The 17,339-nt window shown below is 61.0% G+C and carries 17 protein-coding genes; 10 read left to right on the top strand and 7 right to left on the bottom strand.

The features are described from left to right. The first annotated feature begins 97 nt into the window (after window positions 1–97). On the top strand, window positions 98–307 hold the full coding sequence (locus tag D6T64_RS22840; RefSeq protein WP_199719054.1) for a hypothetical protein: 210 nt from the start codon (window positions 98–100) through the stop codon (window positions 305–307). Between the two features lie 207 nt (window positions 308–514). Here D6T64_RS22840 and D6T64_RS04370 read toward each other — a convergent pair whose 3' ends face one another. From D6T64_RS04370 to D6T64_RS23625, 4 genes are read right to left on the bottom strand one after another with little or no spacing between them, the layout of a single operon-like run. After that, entirely contained in the window at window positions 515–2,419 is a 1,905-nt protein-coding gene (locus D6T64_RS04370; protein ID WP_158594802.1) for an ABC transporter ATP-binding protein/permease, read from the bottom strand. Between the two features lie 11 nt (window positions 2,420–2,430). Continuing rightward, a complete protein-coding gene (locus D6T64_RS22175; RefSeq protein ID WP_147364459.1) occupies window positions 2,431–3,516 on the bottom strand; it encodes an efflux RND transporter periplasmic adaptor subunit in 1,086 nt (361 codons plus the stop codon). Between the two features lie 52 nt (window positions 3,517–3,568). Next, a complete protein-coding gene (locus D6T64_RS04360) occupies window positions 3,569–4,396 on the bottom strand; it encodes a hypothetical protein (RefSeq protein WP_147364458.1) in 828 nt (275 codons plus the stop codon). Between the two features lie 59 nt (window positions 4,397–4,455). Next, a complete protein-coding gene (locus tag D6T64_RS23625) occupies window positions 4,456–4,827 on the bottom strand; it encodes a peptidase inhibitor family I36 protein (RefSeq protein ID WP_119972185.1) in 372 nt (123 codons plus the stop codon). Between the two features lie 843 nt (window positions 4,828–5,670). On the opposite strand from D6T64_RS23625, the gene D6T64_RS04350 reads away from it, so the two are divergent. From D6T64_RS04350 to D6T64_RS04325, 6 genes are all read left to right on the top strand, one after another. Then, window positions 5,671–7,071 carry a ParB/RepB/Spo0J family partition protein gene (locus tag D6T64_RS04350; RefSeq protein WP_119972182.1) on the top strand — a complete coding sequence of 467 codons (1,401 nt, stop codon included), beginning with the start codon at window positions 5,671–5,673 and terminating at the stop codon, window positions 7,069–7,071. Window positions 7,072–7,514: 443 nt separating this feature from the next. Then, a complete protein-coding gene (gene dprA / locus D6T64_RS04345; protein WP_119972179.1) occupies window positions 7,515–8,432 on the top strand; it encodes a DNA-processing protein DprA in 918 nt (305 codons plus the stop codon). A gap of 501 nt (window positions 8,433–8,933) precedes the next feature. Further along, entirely contained in the window at window positions 8,934–9,122 is a 189-nt protein-coding gene (locus D6T64_RS04340; RefSeq protein ID WP_119972175.1) for a hypothetical protein, read from the top strand. After that, entirely contained in the window at window positions 9,122–10,057 is a 936-nt protein-coding gene (locus D6T64_RS04335; RefSeq protein ID WP_119972172.1) for a DUF3560 domain-containing protein, read from the top strand. Before D6T64_RS04340 ends, D6T64_RS04335 begins: the two co-directional genes overlap by 1 nt. A gap of 300 nt (window positions 10,058–10,357) precedes the next feature. Continuing rightward, window positions 10,358–11,257 (top strand): IS110 family transposase, encoded by a 900-nt coding sequence (locus D6T64_RS04330; RefSeq protein ID WP_119972168.1) that lies wholly within the window; start codon window positions 10,358–10,360, stop codon window positions 11,255–11,257. Between the two features lie 227 nt (window positions 11,258–11,484). Next, window positions 11,485–11,700 (top strand): ATP-binding protein, encoded by a 216-nt coding sequence (locus tag D6T64_RS04325; protein WP_233550827.1) that lies wholly within the window; start codon window positions 11,485–11,487, stop codon window positions 11,698–11,700. 66 nt (window positions 11,701–11,766) lie between these two features. Here the strand turns inward: D6T64_RS04325 and D6T64_RS04320 are convergent, their stop codons facing one another. Genes D6T64_RS04320 through istA form a run of 3 tightly spaced genes read right to left on the bottom strand, consistent with a single transcriptional unit; the run spans window position 11,767 to window position 14,251 of the window. Further along, window positions 11,767–12,045: a hypothetical protein gene (locus tag D6T64_RS04320; RefSeq protein WP_119972165.1), complete on the bottom strand. Its 279-nt coding sequence runs from the start codon at window positions 12,043–12,045 to the stop codon at window positions 11,767–11,769. Next, window positions 12,042–12,773, bottom strand: coding sequence for an IS21-like element helper ATPase IstB (gene istB / locus D6T64_RS04315; protein WP_199719053.1), 732 nt, complete (start codon window positions 12,771–12,773; stop codon window positions 12,042–12,044). The genes D6T64_RS04320 and istB overlap by 4 nt, the downstream gene beginning before the upstream one ends. Further along, window positions 12,770–14,251: an IS21 family transposase gene (gene istA, locus D6T64_RS04310; protein ID WP_119972162.1), complete on the bottom strand. Its 1,482-nt coding sequence runs from the start codon at window positions 14,249–14,251 to the stop codon at window positions 12,770–12,772. The genes istB and istA overlap by 4 nt, the downstream gene beginning before the upstream one ends. 1,154 nt (window positions 14,252–15,405) lie before the next feature. Here istA and D6T64_RS04305 point away from each other — a divergent pair. From D6T64_RS04305 to D6T64_RS04295, 3 genes are all read left to right on the top strand, one after another. Next, on the top strand, window positions 15,406–16,059 hold the full coding sequence (locus tag D6T64_RS04305; protein WP_119972158.1) for a ParA family protein: 654 nt from the start codon (window positions 15,406–15,408) through the stop codon (window positions 16,057–16,059). Window positions 16,060–16,199: 140 nt separating this feature from the next. After that, window positions 16,200–16,472: a hypothetical protein gene (locus D6T64_RS04300; protein ID WP_199719052.1), complete on the top strand. Its 273-nt coding sequence runs from the start codon at window positions 16,200–16,202 to the stop codon at window positions 16,470–16,472. Window positions 16,473–16,590: 118 nt separating this feature from the next. Beyond that, window positions 16,591–17,028 (top strand): hypothetical protein, encoded by a 438-nt coding sequence (locus tag D6T64_RS04295; RefSeq protein ID WP_119972155.1) that lies wholly within the window; start codon window positions 16,591–16,593, stop codon window positions 17,026–17,028. Window positions 17,029–17,339: the final 311 nt, after the last annotated feature.

The raw sequence follows: 17,339 nt of genomic DNA, 5'->3' as shown, positions 1-17,339 counted from the left end.
ACGCATCGTCGGGGTTGCTGGTCTTCTGTTGGATCGAGCCCGGCGGTATCAGGCCGAACGGGAGGTGTGGGAGTGGTGGCAAGCTGAGGTTGCCACCATGAACGCCGGTCCCCGGCGGCGTCCCAAACGGGTGTACGTGTCGAGCCGGCCCCTGTTTCGGGATACGAATGCACAGGGTGAGCGGGTCTGGCCCCGTTACCCGCGCTCGAGTACCCAACGCGGTGATCACCGCTCTGCACGGGAGCTCGTGGACCTGGGCGTGCTCGACCCCGACAACCGTTGGCAGTACCTCGGCGACGCCGCCTAACAGACGGGTACACCCATTGGGTCCGAGGGCCGCTGCGCGGCCGTCTTATCTTTTTTCCCTGTCTGGCCAGCCAACGTAGTTCGCTTTCATGCTTACGTGCATATTCTCAAGTGCAACTTAAAGCGCTCCTGCGTGACTCGGCGGATCATCGAACGGTGTGACGCAAAAGCACTATTCTTCTGTTGAATACGAATAAATTCTTGCTCTCTACCCGCGGATTGCCTGTGCGGGGCTGACGGAAGCTGCACGGAGTGCGGGAAATAACGAAGAAATTGATCCCACAGCCAAGCCACAAACGATGCCTATGATTGCGGATGTTGCCGACGCGGTCGGATTCCACCCTAAAGCGATCGATGTAGTCATGACGGCCACCAGCCCGAGCGCCGCGCCGGCCAGTCCGCCTGCGAGTCCGAGGAGAGCTCCCTCGGCTAGAAATAGTAACGCCGTCTCAGAGCGCCGGGCACCAACGGCCCGTCGCAGAGCGATCTCACCAACTCGGCTTTGCAGCGATAGATACATGCTTGTTCCGGCGCTCAAGCCTGCGACGAGCAAAAGGATGCCGGATATCCCGCCAACTAAGACCGAAAGGTCGTCCTGGACGCCGAGTCGAAGTATACGTAAATCGGCCACGGTGGAAACCTGGACGTCACCCGGTGAGGCGGGATTGATTGCTAAAGGGATGGATTCGGCAAGTGGCGCTGGCATTCCAGGTTCCGTGCGCATGATTAGGGATGCACTGGCTGGCCCTATGGCTGCGGCAAACTGAGGTGAAACGATGACGGCGTTCAGCAGGAGCGCATCACGCCCGGGATCTGCAATAAGGCCGACGACCTCAAGAGGGCTGCCACGGACCCACACACGACTTCCAGGGCCAGCTGATTTGATTCCTAATTTGTTGGCTGCTTCCTCGCCGAGTAGAGCAACATCGTCGGCGAGATCCCCAGGAATTCCCCATTTTGCGGATGCGTCATTATCAGGAAAAGTTAGGTCCAGTAGATCGCGATCCGCGCCGACGACAGCAATGGAGTAGGCCGACTGGTCCGGCACCTGCGCGCGCGAGAGCGGTGCTACTTGGGCGTCCAGTGCTGATACATCGATCCGTATTCCAACACCGAGGACACCGTCCAACATCCCGATCTGTTCTTTCCAGACGTCGTAGGTATTGATCGTGTCGATTGAAGGCAGCGCCACGTCGACTTGGTCCAGTGATGCTTGGGCGAGGCGATCGGAAACTTGTTGAGACGCAGTCTCGCCCAGTCCCACGGCGGAGACCATGCCGGCTACCCCAAGTGCGAACGCTGCTACCAAAAGGAGGCTGCGTGTTGGTCTGGTCGAAATTGAAGTCAACGAATCTTGCACGATTCCGGTGAGCCTTCTTATGCGTTGCCCTTTCCCCGCAGGTTGCGCCATTGACGAATCGCGTCCGTGCGGGCGGAGGACAGGTGATCCGGTGTCTCCGACAATCCGTCCGTCCGTGAGACGGATACGTCGATCCGCCGCAGAGGCAACGTCTTCATCATGTGTGACGAGAACGATTGTCACTCCGGTGTCGTTTAGTTCTTTGAGGCGGCGGACCAAGCTTTGGCTGTTGTCCGAATCTAGATTGCCCGTCGGCTCATCTGCCAGGATGATGCGTGGCTGAGAGGTGAGCGCTCGGCCGATGGCGAGCCTCTGCCGTTCACCACCGGAAAGATTCCCCGCTCGCGCGTTGGCCTGCGGCAGCATTCCCAGATCCTTGAGTACCTCCCCGACCCGAATAGCTTGGGAGCGGCGGAGCATTCCTTGGATTCTTAGTGCCAAGGCAGCGTTTCGCGCCACACTCTCGTTGGGAAGGATGTACGAGTTCTGGAAGATAAAACCGAATTCACTGGCGCGCAAACTGTCGATCTGATGCGCTTCGAGCTGGGAAGTGTCGAAACCGTCAATCAGATAAGAACCAGCAGAGGGCACGTCGAGTAAGCCAAGAACGTTGAGTAGCGTGGATTTTCCGGATCCTGAAGGCCCTGTTATCGCTACAAATTCACCCTCGTGAATGACTAAGTCAATATCCGTAATGCCGGCTGTCGAGCGAGATTCATCGTATCGCCGGGATATCCCCCGGAGGGCGAGCACGGGCCTATCCACTAGTTGGCACGGATCCTGGTGCTCGGTGAAATGCCATCGGTCGGCTCAATCGCCGCCCACCCGCCGGATTGTTGGGTGACTGTGATTGGGATACGCATGTCCCCGGGGTTGGTGTCGGTGCCAGCGGAGGTCGTTTCCCCGTCGACCATGACGTAACTCCCCGAGTCGTCTTGGCGGATTGCGATCAGTGGAATAGCGAGGCTGTCGCGGACATCGTGAGCGACGGTGACGGTGGCTAAATCGTTCACATTGAACTTTGCCAGGTCCTCGGCCGGTAAATCGACGTAAATATCGTAACCGGCGCCCGTGTCGGTAGTCGTTCCAGTGGCACTAAACGGTCCCGTTCCGACTATCGTCCCGCTGCCCTTATGCGCAGATGAATCGACGGTAACGGTCGAGCCGACGACGAGGGATTCGATTTGCAGGACGCTAGCGTGCGCCACCAACGTGTTCGGTGATGTTTGCACGGTGGCAACGGGACTGTCCGCCAGGATATCTCCGACAGTACTTATCGAAATGACTGTGGCTGATTTCACCGGAATTGCCACGATTTCCTCGAGGCGGAGGTAGGTGTTTGTGCCAGTCCCTCCGGGCGCAGAAGCTCCGGTGGGCTCATACACAGAACGGATAGCTGCTAGTGTCTCGCGGTTCATCACTCCGGTCGAGGCTGTAGTAAGGACTCCAGCGACACGGAGCGCATCCTGCAAACGAGATACGTCGTTGCCGATATCCCCGAAATACAGGTCGCGTTGCAACGGAATCGGCGTCATTAGAACAATTAGTGGCCGATCCGAAACTGATGCGAGTGAGCTCCCTGACACAACCTCGCTGCCGACCGAATAATTGACGGCGGTTACCACAGGGCGAACAGATCCCGCCGGAGTGCTCGCTCGCACCTCAAGCGTTTTTCCGGGCACGATAGCGCCCTGAGTTGTCGAAAAATTGCCAACTTCCCGCTGCTCGGCGGAGACATAGACCGGCACTATTGTGTCTGCTGCGGAAATCGCGAGGGATTCCGGTGTTGAGACCCACGTCCCAACCACGAAGGCAAGGGCGGCGATGACGACCGCCGATCCAATGAACACGACGATTCGCCGAGGATGGGACACGGCTTCTATGCGAATTTCCGGGCCTGGGCTAGCTCCCACCCTGCGCGACAATCGACCGAATCCTTTCTAGGGCAGCTGCTTTGGCGTCTGCGAGAGTCTTGAGTCTCGCCTCATTCTCAGCAATGTAGGCAGCTTGATAGCGAGCCTCGAGATCGCTAAGCCGCTGGATCAATTGCACTTGACTCTTGCATGCTACGTCGACGACGGCAATCTTGACCCGACTCTCTTCATCGGTAGCCGGCAGCCGCGGCGTCCATACTTCCTCGTCGCCGCTTGCGTCGACGGTCAGCCCGGCATCTGTAGCGCATTGGTGCCATTCGTCGATGGCCGCGTCCCACTCCGATTGTTCACGGGCGTACTGCTGAGCTTCACTCACTCCCCTGGTGGCGACCTCGGTGAGATTTGTGACATTTGCGTCGCCTTCGTAATCGGCGCGAATGATGGGAACAGCATCAATACTCTGCACACAATTCATACTGCTGTTGTAGTACGTCTCGTCCTCGGATTTTTCGTCGACAGTCGCGTAGGCGTCTGCGACCGCAGCGTCCGTCGGTATGTTGTATCCGTAGCGCGCAGCGTTATCTGCACTCCACAGTCCGTATCGCCGGTCGGGGAGCCCGCCGACGTCGGACCAATCAATTTTTCCCAGCTCGTATTCGAGCCCAGACTCTTCCATGCAAGCATTCATCAAAATGAAGTTTGCCGCTTGCGCGGCAGATTCATCCGACGAGGTCATGAGGTAGTCGTCGAGAGGAAGGCCGATCGCCTCCGATTGCTCTGAGAGAACTGCGCGCACGGAGGAGTAACTGTCAACATCCAGATTTGGCGAACAGCCCGTCACCGTGAGGATCACCACTGGCAGCAGTATGGCCAAAACTCGGGATGGACGGCTATCTGCCCGCCGTGCGCGCACGCTCAAGCTCCCTGTTGGAAGCTACGAATCGCATCGTTCCAAGTAAGGGGTCCATACCTGTTGTGAATACCTAAGTTGTTCGTTGCGTACGACGCCCCGAACGCCTTAGAATTGCCACTGAAATTTTCGGCATCCCAGACGCGAATGCTGTACGACTTCTTGTTTGCGAGCGATGAAATTCCCATATTTTGGCCGGAAGCAGTCGTCGTGTTGTATTGCCAGAGCGTTCCGGTGTATTCAGTGTTGGTCCAAACACAGAATCGTGAGCTGCCGCAATCCGACAGTGCTGCGTTAGCAGGAACTGCGCCTATGCCGAGAATGCTTGCCCCGGCAACCAGCAGTCCGACCAACCCGGCCTTGTTTCGTTTCCTCATAAGATGCCCCCCAATTTCGATTGCTGCCGAACGGCACCCTGTGTCCGAACCAGCAGTTTCTCGAACGATACGACAGATCAGGTCCTAAAGCTAACAATGCTTAATAGAAATAATGGTCGAGCCGTCGTCGATTTCTCACCAACGTCTATTGTTCTAATGCTCATTACTGCCCAAGCCCGTTGAGAGGCGGACAGCGCATTGGAGGGGGTGACCCTCCTGGACGCCACTATTTGTCAGGGAAGTTATATTTTACGAGGCGGTATCTACTATTTCCGACCGGGGTCTGCAGAGCTGTACGACGCCCACGGTGAAAATCCCGAACGTTGGTAGCTCGGGCATCATGGCACCCTACTGGGGGCAACCCGAGGTTTCCCTGCCCGGAACAAGAGCAACGGACGCTGCGGCGCTGCCTCGAGTCCCTGTCCCACTCACAGGAACGGCGGCGCGGTCGCCATCAATCTGCCCAAGCGGAGCCGCTTCGCAGCACTGTTTTGTTGCGCTTTTTGACCATTCCGGCCGGTCATCAGAGTTCGCGCTCGTGCCTGCGTTGCGGGCTTTCGTGGCATATCCTCGCCAGGGCTCGGGGTCTGACCAGTCGTCTAGGTGCACCCCGGTGGGGAGACCCTGCGGGTCCTGGGACCGCTGCGCGGCGGCTTTTTCATCTTTTTTTGTCTGTCTGGCCGGTCATCGTAGTTCGCTTCCGTGCTTACGTGCCCACCTGGTCGGGCGCGGTCGCACGCTCCCTTATTTTCCCCGACCAGCCGTGCACTACGGCACTCCCGCTCTCAATCGATTTCTCTTGCCAGACAGGCAAAAAAAATCAGTTGATGGAGAGAGAACCCAATGACTACTACCACCGTAAATGTCGGCACCATCGAGCACATTGACCCGCACCTGATCGTCGTGGAAGCGAATGTGCGCACCGAAGCTCAGCTGGGCCGCGAGTTCGTGGCCAGCATCAAAGCAAACGGCGTCCTGACGCCGATCCTCGCCCGCCGCGACGATCAGGGCAACCTGATCGTGCGAGCCGGGCAGCGCCGCACCTTGGCCGCTCGGGAGGCTGGTTTGGCTACGATGCCGGCCTACGTGGTTGCCGTCGACGAAACGACCGTCGAGCGGATCGTGCAGCAGATGGCCGAGAACGATCACCGTGAGGCCGTCACCGACGCCGACCGGGTTGCCGCGTTCCAGCAGTTGGCTTTCGAGGGCCTGACCCCCGCCGTGATCGCTAAGCGACTGGGCAGCAAGCCCGCCACAGTCAAGGCCGGAATCGCTGTGGCAGAGAACGCCGTCGCGGCATCCGCCATCGTCAGTCACTCGCTCACTCTCGACCAGGCTGCCGCCTTGATTGAATTCGAGGGTGACGTTGAAACCGTGTCCGTGCTCATCGACATTGCCACCACCAGCCCCGAGCAGTTCGCTCACGCAGCGCAGCGCGCACGCGACGACAAGCGCGTAGCGACAATGAAGGCCGACGCGACCGCCGACCTGATCTCGCGCGGCTTCGAGGTGCTGGACCGCGACCGGGGATCCTACGAGAACGACTACACGAGCATCAGTTACCTGACCACCGCCGACGGCGAGACTGTCACCGTCGAGCACATCGCCAACAGTGAGGGCCGCGCCGCCTACGTGTACGCGTACAGCAGCAGTGACACCGCCACCGTGCGTTACTTCCTGAAAGACCCCAAGGCTGCCGGATTTCGCAAGTCCAGCGGCAGCGGGGCTACCAGCGGGCCGATGAGCGACGAGCAGAAGGCCGAACGTAAGACCCTGATCGCCAACAACAAGGCGTGGGGCAGTGCTGAGGTCGTGCGCCGCGAATGGCTGGCAGAGTTCCTGAGCCGTAAGACGCTCCCGAAGGATGCCACCCAGGCCATCACAGTGGGCCTGACCGTGCACCACAGCATGGTCGGCAAAGCCATCCAGAACGGAAACGTGCTGGCGCACACTCTGCTCGGGATGAAGCGGGCGAACTGCTGGGATGCCGACAAGCTCTCCGCATTGGTGGAAAAGACCTCCACCAAGGCGCAGCACGTCAGCCTCGCCATCGTGCTGGCCGGTATCGAGGACAGCACCAGCAAGGAAACGTGGCGCTACCCGGACGCGATCAGCGCCCGCTACTTCGAGCAGCTGGCCGCATGGGGCTACGGCCTCAGCGACGTTGAGCGAATCGTGATCGACACGGTTGCCGAGAACGCTGCGACCAAGGCAGCCCAAGCCGCCGCGAAGATCGCGGACTAGCCTCAGCACAAGACCCGGCGCGGCAGTCCCCCACTGCCGCGCCGGGTCCTTCCCTCACCCGGCCCCGGTACGGAGGCCGGAGCCTGCCACCAGGCACACGCCCCTGACGGGCCGTGACCGAACAGCGGCGCGGCCGCTGTGCCCATCCCCCTATTTTGAGCCGCTGCGCGGCCGGGGAGATATCAAAGTGATATCACTCTGAAACCATGACGGCGCTGCCGTCGACAGCAGTTCGGAGCCGCTGCGCGGCACTGCCCTGATGACTTTTTGGCCTTTCTGGCGTTTCACCGTAGCTCCCTCCGCACCTACGTACCCAGTTCGCCGGGCGCGGTCGCACGCTTCCTTATTTCGCCCATCGAACAGCGCACTTCGGCACTCCCGGTCGCTATCGATTTCTCTTGCCAGACAGGCAAAAAAACAGTTGTCCACGAGGGAGAGAGCCCATGAGCACGCTAGGCAGCATCAGCAACCAGGTCCCCACCATCCAGCAGTACAGCCCCGACGCGGCCGCGCGCGGAATCTGGACCGTCATTAGCGAACCCGGCGACAGCGGCACCGGCGAACTCATCAAAGCGTTGGGAGCAGAAGAAGCGCTCGACGTAATCCTGCACGGGACCGGCGACGCGGCAGGAATCGACGTCACGCCCCTTCGAGCGCGCGCGCTGCCCCGCTCCACAGCTGCCAGCATCGCCGCAACATTCGATGCCACCACCTCGGGCGCGGAACTCATCACCCCCGAGCACCCGCACTGGCCCGCCGGATTCAACGACCTCGGCGCAGCTGCCCCGTACGCGCTCTGGGCACGAGGGACGACCGAGATCCTGACCGATTCCCTCAGCACGGCCGTAGTGGGCGCGAGAGCTGCAAGCGGCTACGGGGAACACGCCACGATGGAAATAACCGCCGGACTCGTCAGCCGTGGCCACACCATCATCAGTGGCGCAGCATACGGGATCGACGGAATGGCCCACCGGGCAGCCCTCGCCAGCGACGGGCGCACGGTCGCCTACCTCGCCGGAGGACTCGACCGCTACTACCCCAGCGGCCACCACGAACTCCTGTCAAGGATCGCGGAAGCGGGCGCGGTGGCAACCGAAATCGGCTTCGGCCAGAGCCCCACCAAATACCGGTTCCTGATGCGTAACCGGTTGATCGCCGCCGCCGCCCGGGCGACCGTCGTCACGGAAGCCGGCTGGCGCTCAGGTGCCCTGAATATCGCCGCGCACGCCCTCGGAATCAACCGCCCCGTGGGCGCCGTTCCTGGCCCGATCACGTCACCAGCCAGTGCAGGCTGCCACCGCCTGATCCGCGAATACGGGGCGCAGCTCGTCACCAACGCCGAGGATGCCGCCGCACTCTAGTCGGATAGCCGGTCAGCCTCACGGCTGGCCGGCGAGGGGCGCTTCCCCTCGCGCTCCCCCACAGCGGGAGATCACAGTGATATCACTCTGAAACCAAGACGGCCATGCCGTCACAAGCGAATTGGGGCCGCTTTGCGGCACTGTCCAATGGGCCTTTTTGTCCTTTCTGGCGTTTCACCGTAGCTCCCTTTCGTGCCTTCGTTACCCACATTCTCGGACGCGCCCTGCGGGCTTATTTCGCCCGAGAATCCGTGCACTGCGCCGCTCCCGGTCGCTATCGATTTCTCTTGCCAGATAGGGCAAAAAAACAGTTGTTCACGAGGAGAGAACCCATGGCTGAGTCAGATTACCCGTACGAGAACACGTACCCCCGGGAGCGCTACGCCAGCGGGTGCGCCTGCCGTGGTTGCCGGTCCGCAGGTGCCGCAGACACTGCGCCGGGCGAAACCTGCACCGCAAGCCGCTACGCCGACAGCTTCGCCTAGATCGAGGAAAAAACTCATGCTCACAACTCAACTTCCGCCCCAGACCTTCGGCGTGCTCGGAGCAGACAACCTGCTCAGCAGCGCCGACATGTCGACCTATTGGAACAGCCAGAGCTACCCCAACCCCCGAAGCCGGTTCGTCATCGTCATGACCCCGCACGGCTCCCGCTTCAACGACTACGCAAATCCGAGAGGTACCCGCTAATGCTTACCATCACCCACACCCACGAAGCCGGAACTATGATCAACGGCACCAGTCGAGGCGACGGAACCGCCGAAGTCCTGAAGACTGTCGGGTGGCGCTGGGGCCGCAGCATCAGCGCGTGGTTTCTGCCGCAGTCCCGCGACCGCCTGCCCAAGCTGCACACCATCACCGGCACGAAGTCGGCACTTGAAGCCGCGGGGTTCGAGGTTGAAACCGAAATCGACAGCAGCCACCGCACGACCGCCGACGTCGAGGCCGGAAAGATCGAGCGTCAGGCCGACCGTGTAGACGCCCTGGCCGTGAAGGCAGAGCGCAAGACCCGTGCCGACGATGCCGCCTGGGCCAACGCGCAGGCCGCGCACGACCGCCTGCCCGAGGGAGGCGAGCCGATCAAGGTGGGCCACCACTCCGAAGGCCGACACCGCAACGCGATCGCCAGAGCAGATAACGCCATGCGCAAGTCAGTCGAAGCCAGCGCAGACGCCACCACCGCCCAGGCCCGCGCCGACGCCGCCACCCACACCACCGACGCCCGTTACAACCCGGTTACCGTGGCTAACCGCATCGAAACTTTGGGCGCTGAGCTCCGCAAGCTCGAACGCCGCATAACCGCGCAGTGCTACGACGACACCCGCGGTTACCTCGACGCCACCGCCGAGCAGATCCAGGCCCGCGCAACCCGCCTCGCCCCGCACCTCGACGAGAAGCGCGACCAGATCGCCTATTGGGAAGCCGTGCGCGCCGCCCAGGTCGAGAGCGGTAAGGCCACCGGCTACGACCGCGCCACCGTCACGAAGGGCGACCGGGTGAAGATCCGCGGCCAGTGGCGCGAAGTGGTGCGCGCCAACCTCAAAACGGTCAGCGTCACCACCGGCTACACGTGGACCGATACCGCCCCGTATGCAGAGATTCAGCAGCTCATGCGGTCCGAGTAAACACGCCGCAGCGGCCGGCCCATCAGGGCCGGCCGTGAGGGGCGACCCCTCACACTCTCTAATGGTTTTAGCTGGCCTGGTGCCGGCTGTCAGGCTGGTGCTGGCTTGATCGGGTGTGACTCTTCACACTCATGACCGTGGTGTCTTCTAGGGGACCTGTGCATCTGGTTGAGCTGGTGCCGGTGTGACGCTGCGATGGCTTGATAGAAGGTTGTCCATGATGTAGATCATGTGACTCGTTAGAGAGCTGCCTCCGCGGCAATCCCCCGCATGTCCTGGCCCTAACGAGAAGGAAAACATATGAGCATTGTCGCTAATGACTACGCTTTCGTTGTCGGGGTTGATACTCACGCCCGTGCGCATACGTACGCGATTATTTCGTCGCGAACTGGTGAGGTGCTGGGGACCAAAGCGTTTGCGGTGACCGACGCGGCGATTGACAGGGCGATCGCCTGGACAGCCAGCCACACAAACGGACAAGTCCTCTTTGCGTTGGAAGGTCCAGGATCTTACGGCGCGTCACTTGCTCGTTCGCTTCGCCGCGGGGGTCATGAGTTCTGTGATGTGAGGCCACCAGAGCGAGCCAGCCGAACTCGGGGCAAGAACGACGAGATTGATGCTGTAGCTGCTGCAAAATCGGCTCTGGGAATTGGCATGGATGCGCTGACGATGCCGAAAGCGGATGGGCTGCGTAACGCGCTGCGGGTGCTCCTGGACGCGCGGATGGATATGGAGCTGCGCCGTACGAGTGCCAGAAACCAGCTCAACGCGCTCGTCCGAACGACGGATTTTGGTCTCGATACTCGTCGTGCTCTGACGGATAAGAAAATTCGCCAGCTCGCTGGCTTGGAACGGGCCCATGCGGACCGGGCTACTCAGATCGTGCAGCGCGAAGCGATACGTCTGGCTAGCATCGTGATTGACCTTGGCGGGCAGATGCTGGAGAACCGGACAGAGCTTGGCGAGGTTGTCGAGATCCTGGCTCCGGGACTTCAAGAGATCTATGGTGTTGGTCCTATAACAGCGGGTGTCGCCGTTTCTGCGTACTCGCACCGCGGTCGGGTGCGAAGCGAAGCGGCGTTCGCCGCTCTCGCAGGGGTCAATCCAATCCCTGCGTCGTCAGGAAACACGACACGGCACCGGCTCAACCGGCACGGCAACCGGCTGAGTATTAGCGATTCTGGGGGCCACCGATATTGACTTTGGGGGCCACCGGGCGGTGTCGCCAGTAGCGTGCTCGGGGGCCGCCGAATATTTGCTGTTGGGGGCCATTTGCTTTGCTCCTTCCGGCCAGAGCTCGAAGCGGCCTGGTAGCTGCCCCGTGACGAACCCTCCGGGACCACGAAGTCCTTGAACGAGTACGCCGCGTTTTGCTGTTGGTGGCCGATGAGTAGCTCCTGGACTAGCCCGACCAAAGCCCCAGGATCATGCTGCTGGAACTCCTCGAGTGGCATTGCGACCGACCAACAACGGCGATTTGGGCCCAGGACGCGCAACGCGATTGGCACCAGCGCCTCAGCTTCGGGGTTCACGCCGACGCGAATATGGACCGCATCGTGCACAACACCATCTGGGTCGAGACCGGCGGCCACAACGTGAGAGAACACACCGCCGCCCAGGTCGCGTGTGTTTTGTCAACTTGAAACCGGCCATTTGTGCGCTAATTAACCGGCCATTGTGGCGCGGTTTCCGGCCATTTGAGCAGTTGGTCAGAACGGCTGGTTTTCGGGGTCGTTTCCGTATCCGCCGGCGTCGGGGCCGTGGCTGTTTCCGGTGGTCCATCCAGCTGCGGGATCGGCGAAGTCGTCAGGCCAGGGGGCTGGTCGTCCGTGGTCGTCCCACCAGCCTGTCTCCGGGTCGGTTGGTGCGTGGGGGCGCTGTGGTCGTGTGGGATCGTTCATGTCGGGGTCCTGACTGCTGAGGTGCGTGAGGCGGTTGGCACGACCGTCGGGGTCGCGTTCCGGGTGGCCGGCGTGGTGGTGTGTCATTTCATGAGGGCGTGCTTCACGCGGTAGGACTCGCCCCGAAATTGGAGGAGGCGGCCGTGGTGGACGAGCCGGTCGATGACGGCGGCAGCCATGTTGTCGTCACCGAACACCGTTCCCCAGCGAGAAAATTCTAGGTTTGTCGTGATGATCAGGCTTCTTTTTTCATAACCGTCGGCGATGACTTGGAACAGGAGGCGGGCGCCCTCGGTGTCGATCGGAAGGTAGCCAAATTCATCAATTGCGACCAGCCGGTTTTTGGCGATGTTGGCCAGCTCCCGGTCGAGGCGGCCTTCGTCTTTCGCGCGGCGCAGCTGCATCACCAGCGACGACGTTGTGTAGAAGCGTGCCGGGATTCCTTGCTGGCAGGCGGCGGCGATCAGCGCACTGGCGAGGTGGGTTTTGCCGGTGCCGACGTCGCCATAGAGCACCAGGTCCTCGGCTCGGTTGATGAAATCCAACGACGTCAGCTCTTCCCGGCCGTAGTCGTCGGGGAACTTGACGCTGGAGTAGTCGAACCCCGTGAGTGATTTCAGCGCCGGCAGCCGGGCAGCCGTTAACAGTCGTTGGCGGCGTGATGCTTGCCGAGATTCGTGCTCGGCCAGGAGTACTCCGTGGAGGTATTCGCGTTGTTTCGGGGTGCCTTTCTCGGCCCATTCTGCCAGCACGGTGTTCGTCAGTGACGCCTGCCGGCCGGTCTCGATGATGTCCTGCACGGTGACGAGCGTCATGCGATCTCTCCCGTCAACGTGTTGACGGTGGTGAAAGCGTCGGTCGTGAAGATGTCATAAACGCTCAGGTCCACGTTCTCCACGGCCGGGCTGGTGCCGCCAGCCAAGCGCCGGGCGAGCATGCCCAACGCGGCAATCTCGGGGATGTCTCCGCGCTGGATGAGCAAGTCAGCAGCAGTGATGGCGGCATCGAAACCAGCTGATCCCGACGCGGCATCGACAGCACTGAGGAGGCGGCGCCGGTTGGTGGCGGTAGCTTTGTCGAGCCAGTCCCGCACCGGCTCGGGGACCAACGGCCGCAGCTGGGAATGGCTCCAGGCACCGGGCTTAGTCACCAGCAACGGCAGCAGCGCCGCCGGCTCGAAGATCGTCTCGGCCTGCACTCCGAAAGCGCGGGGGAAAGACCGCACCGGCGCGGAATGCTCATCGAGGATCTCGACGACATCGTGGCGTAACCCGACGGTGAGGGTGCGGCTATGGAAGGAGGACCCGGCCGCGTAGGTGTTGCCCTCGATGAGCAGGTTCCCCTTCTTGTCGGCCGTGCGGTTCTCGTAACGGACCGGGTCAAACCCCACGCCGGGCAGTGCCAGCGACGCGGCGACGTCCTGGGCGAAGAGCTCGCTCACGGGCAGGCCTTTCCGGTAGTGGACGGCCTCACCCAACGCCAGGCACCGGCCCAGCAATATGTCGTTCAGGCCCTCCAGGGTGGCCGCTTCCGGCTCGGGGACCATCAGGTTGCGGCGGAGGAACCCAACGGCGTTTTCGACGTTGCCTTTCTCATTGCCGGCATACGGATTGCAAAACCTGGACTCTGATCGGTAGTGCAGTTTGAACGCCCCAAAGAGTTTGGACTCGACGACCTTGGTGCCGACTCTGCGCCCGATGCCGGTCGCGTTGTCAAAGACCAGGTGCCGTGGCGCGGCGCCGATGTGATCGAACACGGTGCGCAGCCCGTGGCAGACGCACTCGGCGGTTTCACCGCGGTAGGCCTGCACGAAGCGCATGTTCGAGAACGGGAACGTGACGACGAAGATGTGCAGAAGCTGCCGGACCCCGGCGATGAAAGCCTCGGCCTGGCCGAAATCGACCTGCGCGGTGCCGGCCGGCCACACCAGTTCGGTGAAGCCCTCCCCGGCCTGCCGGTGCTGGTTGTTCCACTTCTTCACGAAGCGTTGCACCGGGGAGTAACTACCGGTGTAGTTCTCCTCGTTGACCAAGCGATCAAAAACCCGCTTGGCAGTGTGGCGTTGCTTCCGCGGCCGGCGCTGGTCCTCGCCCAGCCATGTTTCAATAATGTCTTCAAACCCGGTCAAGGCCGACCCGGCGGGCCTCGGGACGGGGCTCGGTGGTCTCGGTGAATAGTTCTGTTGCCCGGTGTACTTCGCCACCGCGTCACGGCTGACACCGAGCCGACGGGCGATTTCACGGCCCGCGATTCCTTGAGAGTCGAGAGTTCTGATATTTTCTTGCACGGACATGGGTACCGTCATCTGCTTCCTGGTTCCTTCCGGCGCGACCGCTTGGCAGTAGCTACGCCTTAAGGAACCTATCTGGGGGTGGCGGGCCCATGTCTCCACACTGGAAAGGGCTCCGGCCACCGGTGATCTCACACCCTGCGCATTCCCCAAATCCAACGTCTTGGAGCGGGAATCTGCTGGCCTGATTTTTAGCGCTCATTTGGCAGGAAACCAGCCGCTAACTTGGCCGGATTCCGCTGCCGAAACGGCCTACAAAGAGTTGATCACACACAAGGTCGCGGCACGGACACTCGCGCGGTGGGGCGTCACTGGCCCCCGACCGCGCGACTGCGTGGCACCCAGAGGCAATACCGGTGGCCCCCGAAGGCAATATTCACTGGCACCCGAACCCGCAAATACTCAACCGGCAACTGAACCGGGCAATCGATGTCATCGCTCGAGTCCGGATGGTCTCCGAGGCCCGGACTCAAGATTATGTACAACGGCGTACCACCGAAGGTCGCACAACACGCGAAATTAGACGAATTCTGAAACGCTACATCGCACGCGAACTCTTCAAAGCCCTCCAGGAACGAGTTGTCGACACCACTCCCCCAGCTTGACACCAACCCATAGAAGAGTCCCCCACCAGGCGCGGCAACCAGGGGAAATATCCTTCAGGGGAGTAGCGAAAGCACCCCAGTACCCCGGTCGCCGCCGGGCCAGCCAATGGAGCCCTGAAGTGTCGAGCAGCACCCGGACACATCGACGCGGCCTCGGGTGCACGTCACCGGTTCCGGGGCCGGCGGCGAGGGGAGCATCCCCTCGCGCTCCCCAACCGGGGCAATACTCGGGCGCCCGCAGGACCAGTCCCGCGCGGCTTGGCCATCATTAGCACTCCGGCGCATGCTCCGACCGCCGCAACTCCAGAGTTGAGTCCCCGGGGTGACGCTCTGGAGTTTGTAAGTTCGTAAGCTCGTAAATTCGTAAGTTCGTGACCCTGTATGTTTGTAACTTCGTAAGTCTGTTATTTCGGAAGTATCATGCAACACTCCCAAGTTGAATGAGCCTGTACGTTCCGGAGTCTGGTACTTTCGAACTAACAGACTCAGTAACAACCGGACTTCAAAACTTCCGAAGTCCGTAACTTGCAGAGTTACAGACTGGAGCGCGGAATGCGGATTGTCTCAATTGCCAACCAAAAGGGCGGCGCCGGCAAGACAACAACAGTGATGAACCTCGCGAGCGTTTGCTCCGAGAACTCCCGAGTCTTGGTTGTCGACGTGGACCCGCAGGGATCATCAGCTTGGTGGGCCGACAGAGCGGGGGATAGCCTTCCATTCGATGTCGCTGACGACACTGACCCGAGCAATCTCGCCCGGCTGCGGGAACTGCCCTATGACGTTGTCTTCGTGGATACCCCAGGTTCGCTTGAAGGACGAGATGTGCTCTCCACCGTTCTCGGAGAGTCCGACTTCGTAATCCTTCCCACAGAGCCTTCCCCCCTCGCTTTCGCTCCACTGATGGCAACCATTAATGAGGTCGTCGTTCCTGCCGGAGTGAACTATCGAGTTCTGGTAAATAGGGTCGACCCGCGAGTTCCGTCGGATCTGGTTGATGCCCAGGGGCTCTTGGATGGGGCCGGCTTCGCCCGATTCGAAGCGGCAATTCGCGACTACAAGATCCACAAGATGGCACCTATTGAGGGTCGCGTCGTAACCCAATACGCAGACGGCGATTCCAGAATCGCAAGCAAAGCACGCGAGGACTACCGACGAGTAGCCCTTGAGCTCGTTTCTTACTGGGCAAACACCAAGGGAGGCAAGTGATGGCGAGAGCGAAACTGACCCAGCTGCTTGGCGATTCAAAGCCGGAAGCGGCACAGGCAGTCGTCCAAGAACCAATTCCGACTGAACCTGCTCCGACACCAGTACCCGAGGCTCCTCCTGCAGCTGCGCGGCCAGTCCGTGTGGTCGCCAAAGAGCAGGCGCCAATCGAGATGACCGAGGTCGGGGGAGGTGCCCATTATCTGACCTTCGTTCGGAAAGAAACCCGGCTACGCGAGGACCAACTCGATGCCCTCGCAGCCAAGGCTCGCCAGATCAACCGCAACAAGGCAGAGGGTGGGGAGCGCCTCACAGACAACACACTCATTCGCATCGCCGTCGACCTGTTGCTGGATAGGGCAGACAGGCTCGCGGGGAGCACAGAGGACGAACTTCGTAACTCTGTAAGTTCGTAAGTTTTTTAGGAGACAGATTGCGCGTCTGGTTGCTGCATCTTCGATTGCACATCGAGTCGATACCGTGCACATTGCCCTGGCCATGCAATCAAATGTTTATCTGATGTAGCGTTTGGGTATGAGTACCGCAACTTTCACCGACCTTCTGCGAAAGCCCAAGGAGGTTCTGGCCCACATTGACCAGGGCCAGGTCCGGATCACGCGTCGTGATGGTGACGATCTCGTGATCCTGCGTGGTCATGATCTCGATGTACTCGAGAAGGGTGTTGCGCTGTCGAGCCGTCTGATTCGCGCGATTGGCCGGAACAAGGGCGACGTGGCGGCTGCGCTGAGTGATCTTTTCGCGTGGACGGGGGAGTTCAGCCCGGGGGAGCTGCGCGCGTACGCTGCCGAGATTGAGCAGCTTGTCTATGCTGCCAGTGAGATGGGCACGTTTGAGCGGCTACTGCGTGCGCAGCAGGAGTGGAAGGAAACGGCCGTGGTTTACGCGATGGGCATGAAACCTGTCGATCCCCTCGAGCTGCCGGCCGCCCCTGTCCGCGTCGATCGTCCGTAAATGGCGGGGAAGCGCAGTGTTCCGGTTCCACGACCGATCAAGGGAACCGCGTATGAGATCTTCTTCGGCAACACTGCGGCCGAACGTGGGTGGACTGATTTGAAGGCGTCTGCGAAGAATGCTCTCGCTGACGCCCACGACTATCTCACTGCTCATCCTGGGCAGTACGACCCGGATCGTTGCTACCAACTCCGAGGAGATCTCTCAACAGTCCTAGGGCGTGTCTCCTAATGCCTTCGACCAAATAGTTATGGCTCTGAGGACAGCTCCGCCGCGGTAGGTCAGTGCGAGCTTGTCGTAGCGGGTGGCGA

The organism is Cryobacterium melibiosiphilum, from assembly GCF_003602235.1.
GTDB classification, from domain to species: Bacteria; Actinomycetota; Actinomycetes; order Actinomycetales; family Microbacteriaceae; genus Cryobacterium; species Cryobacterium melibiosiphilum.
This window is presented reverse-complemented; position numbering and strand designations above follow the sequence as displayed.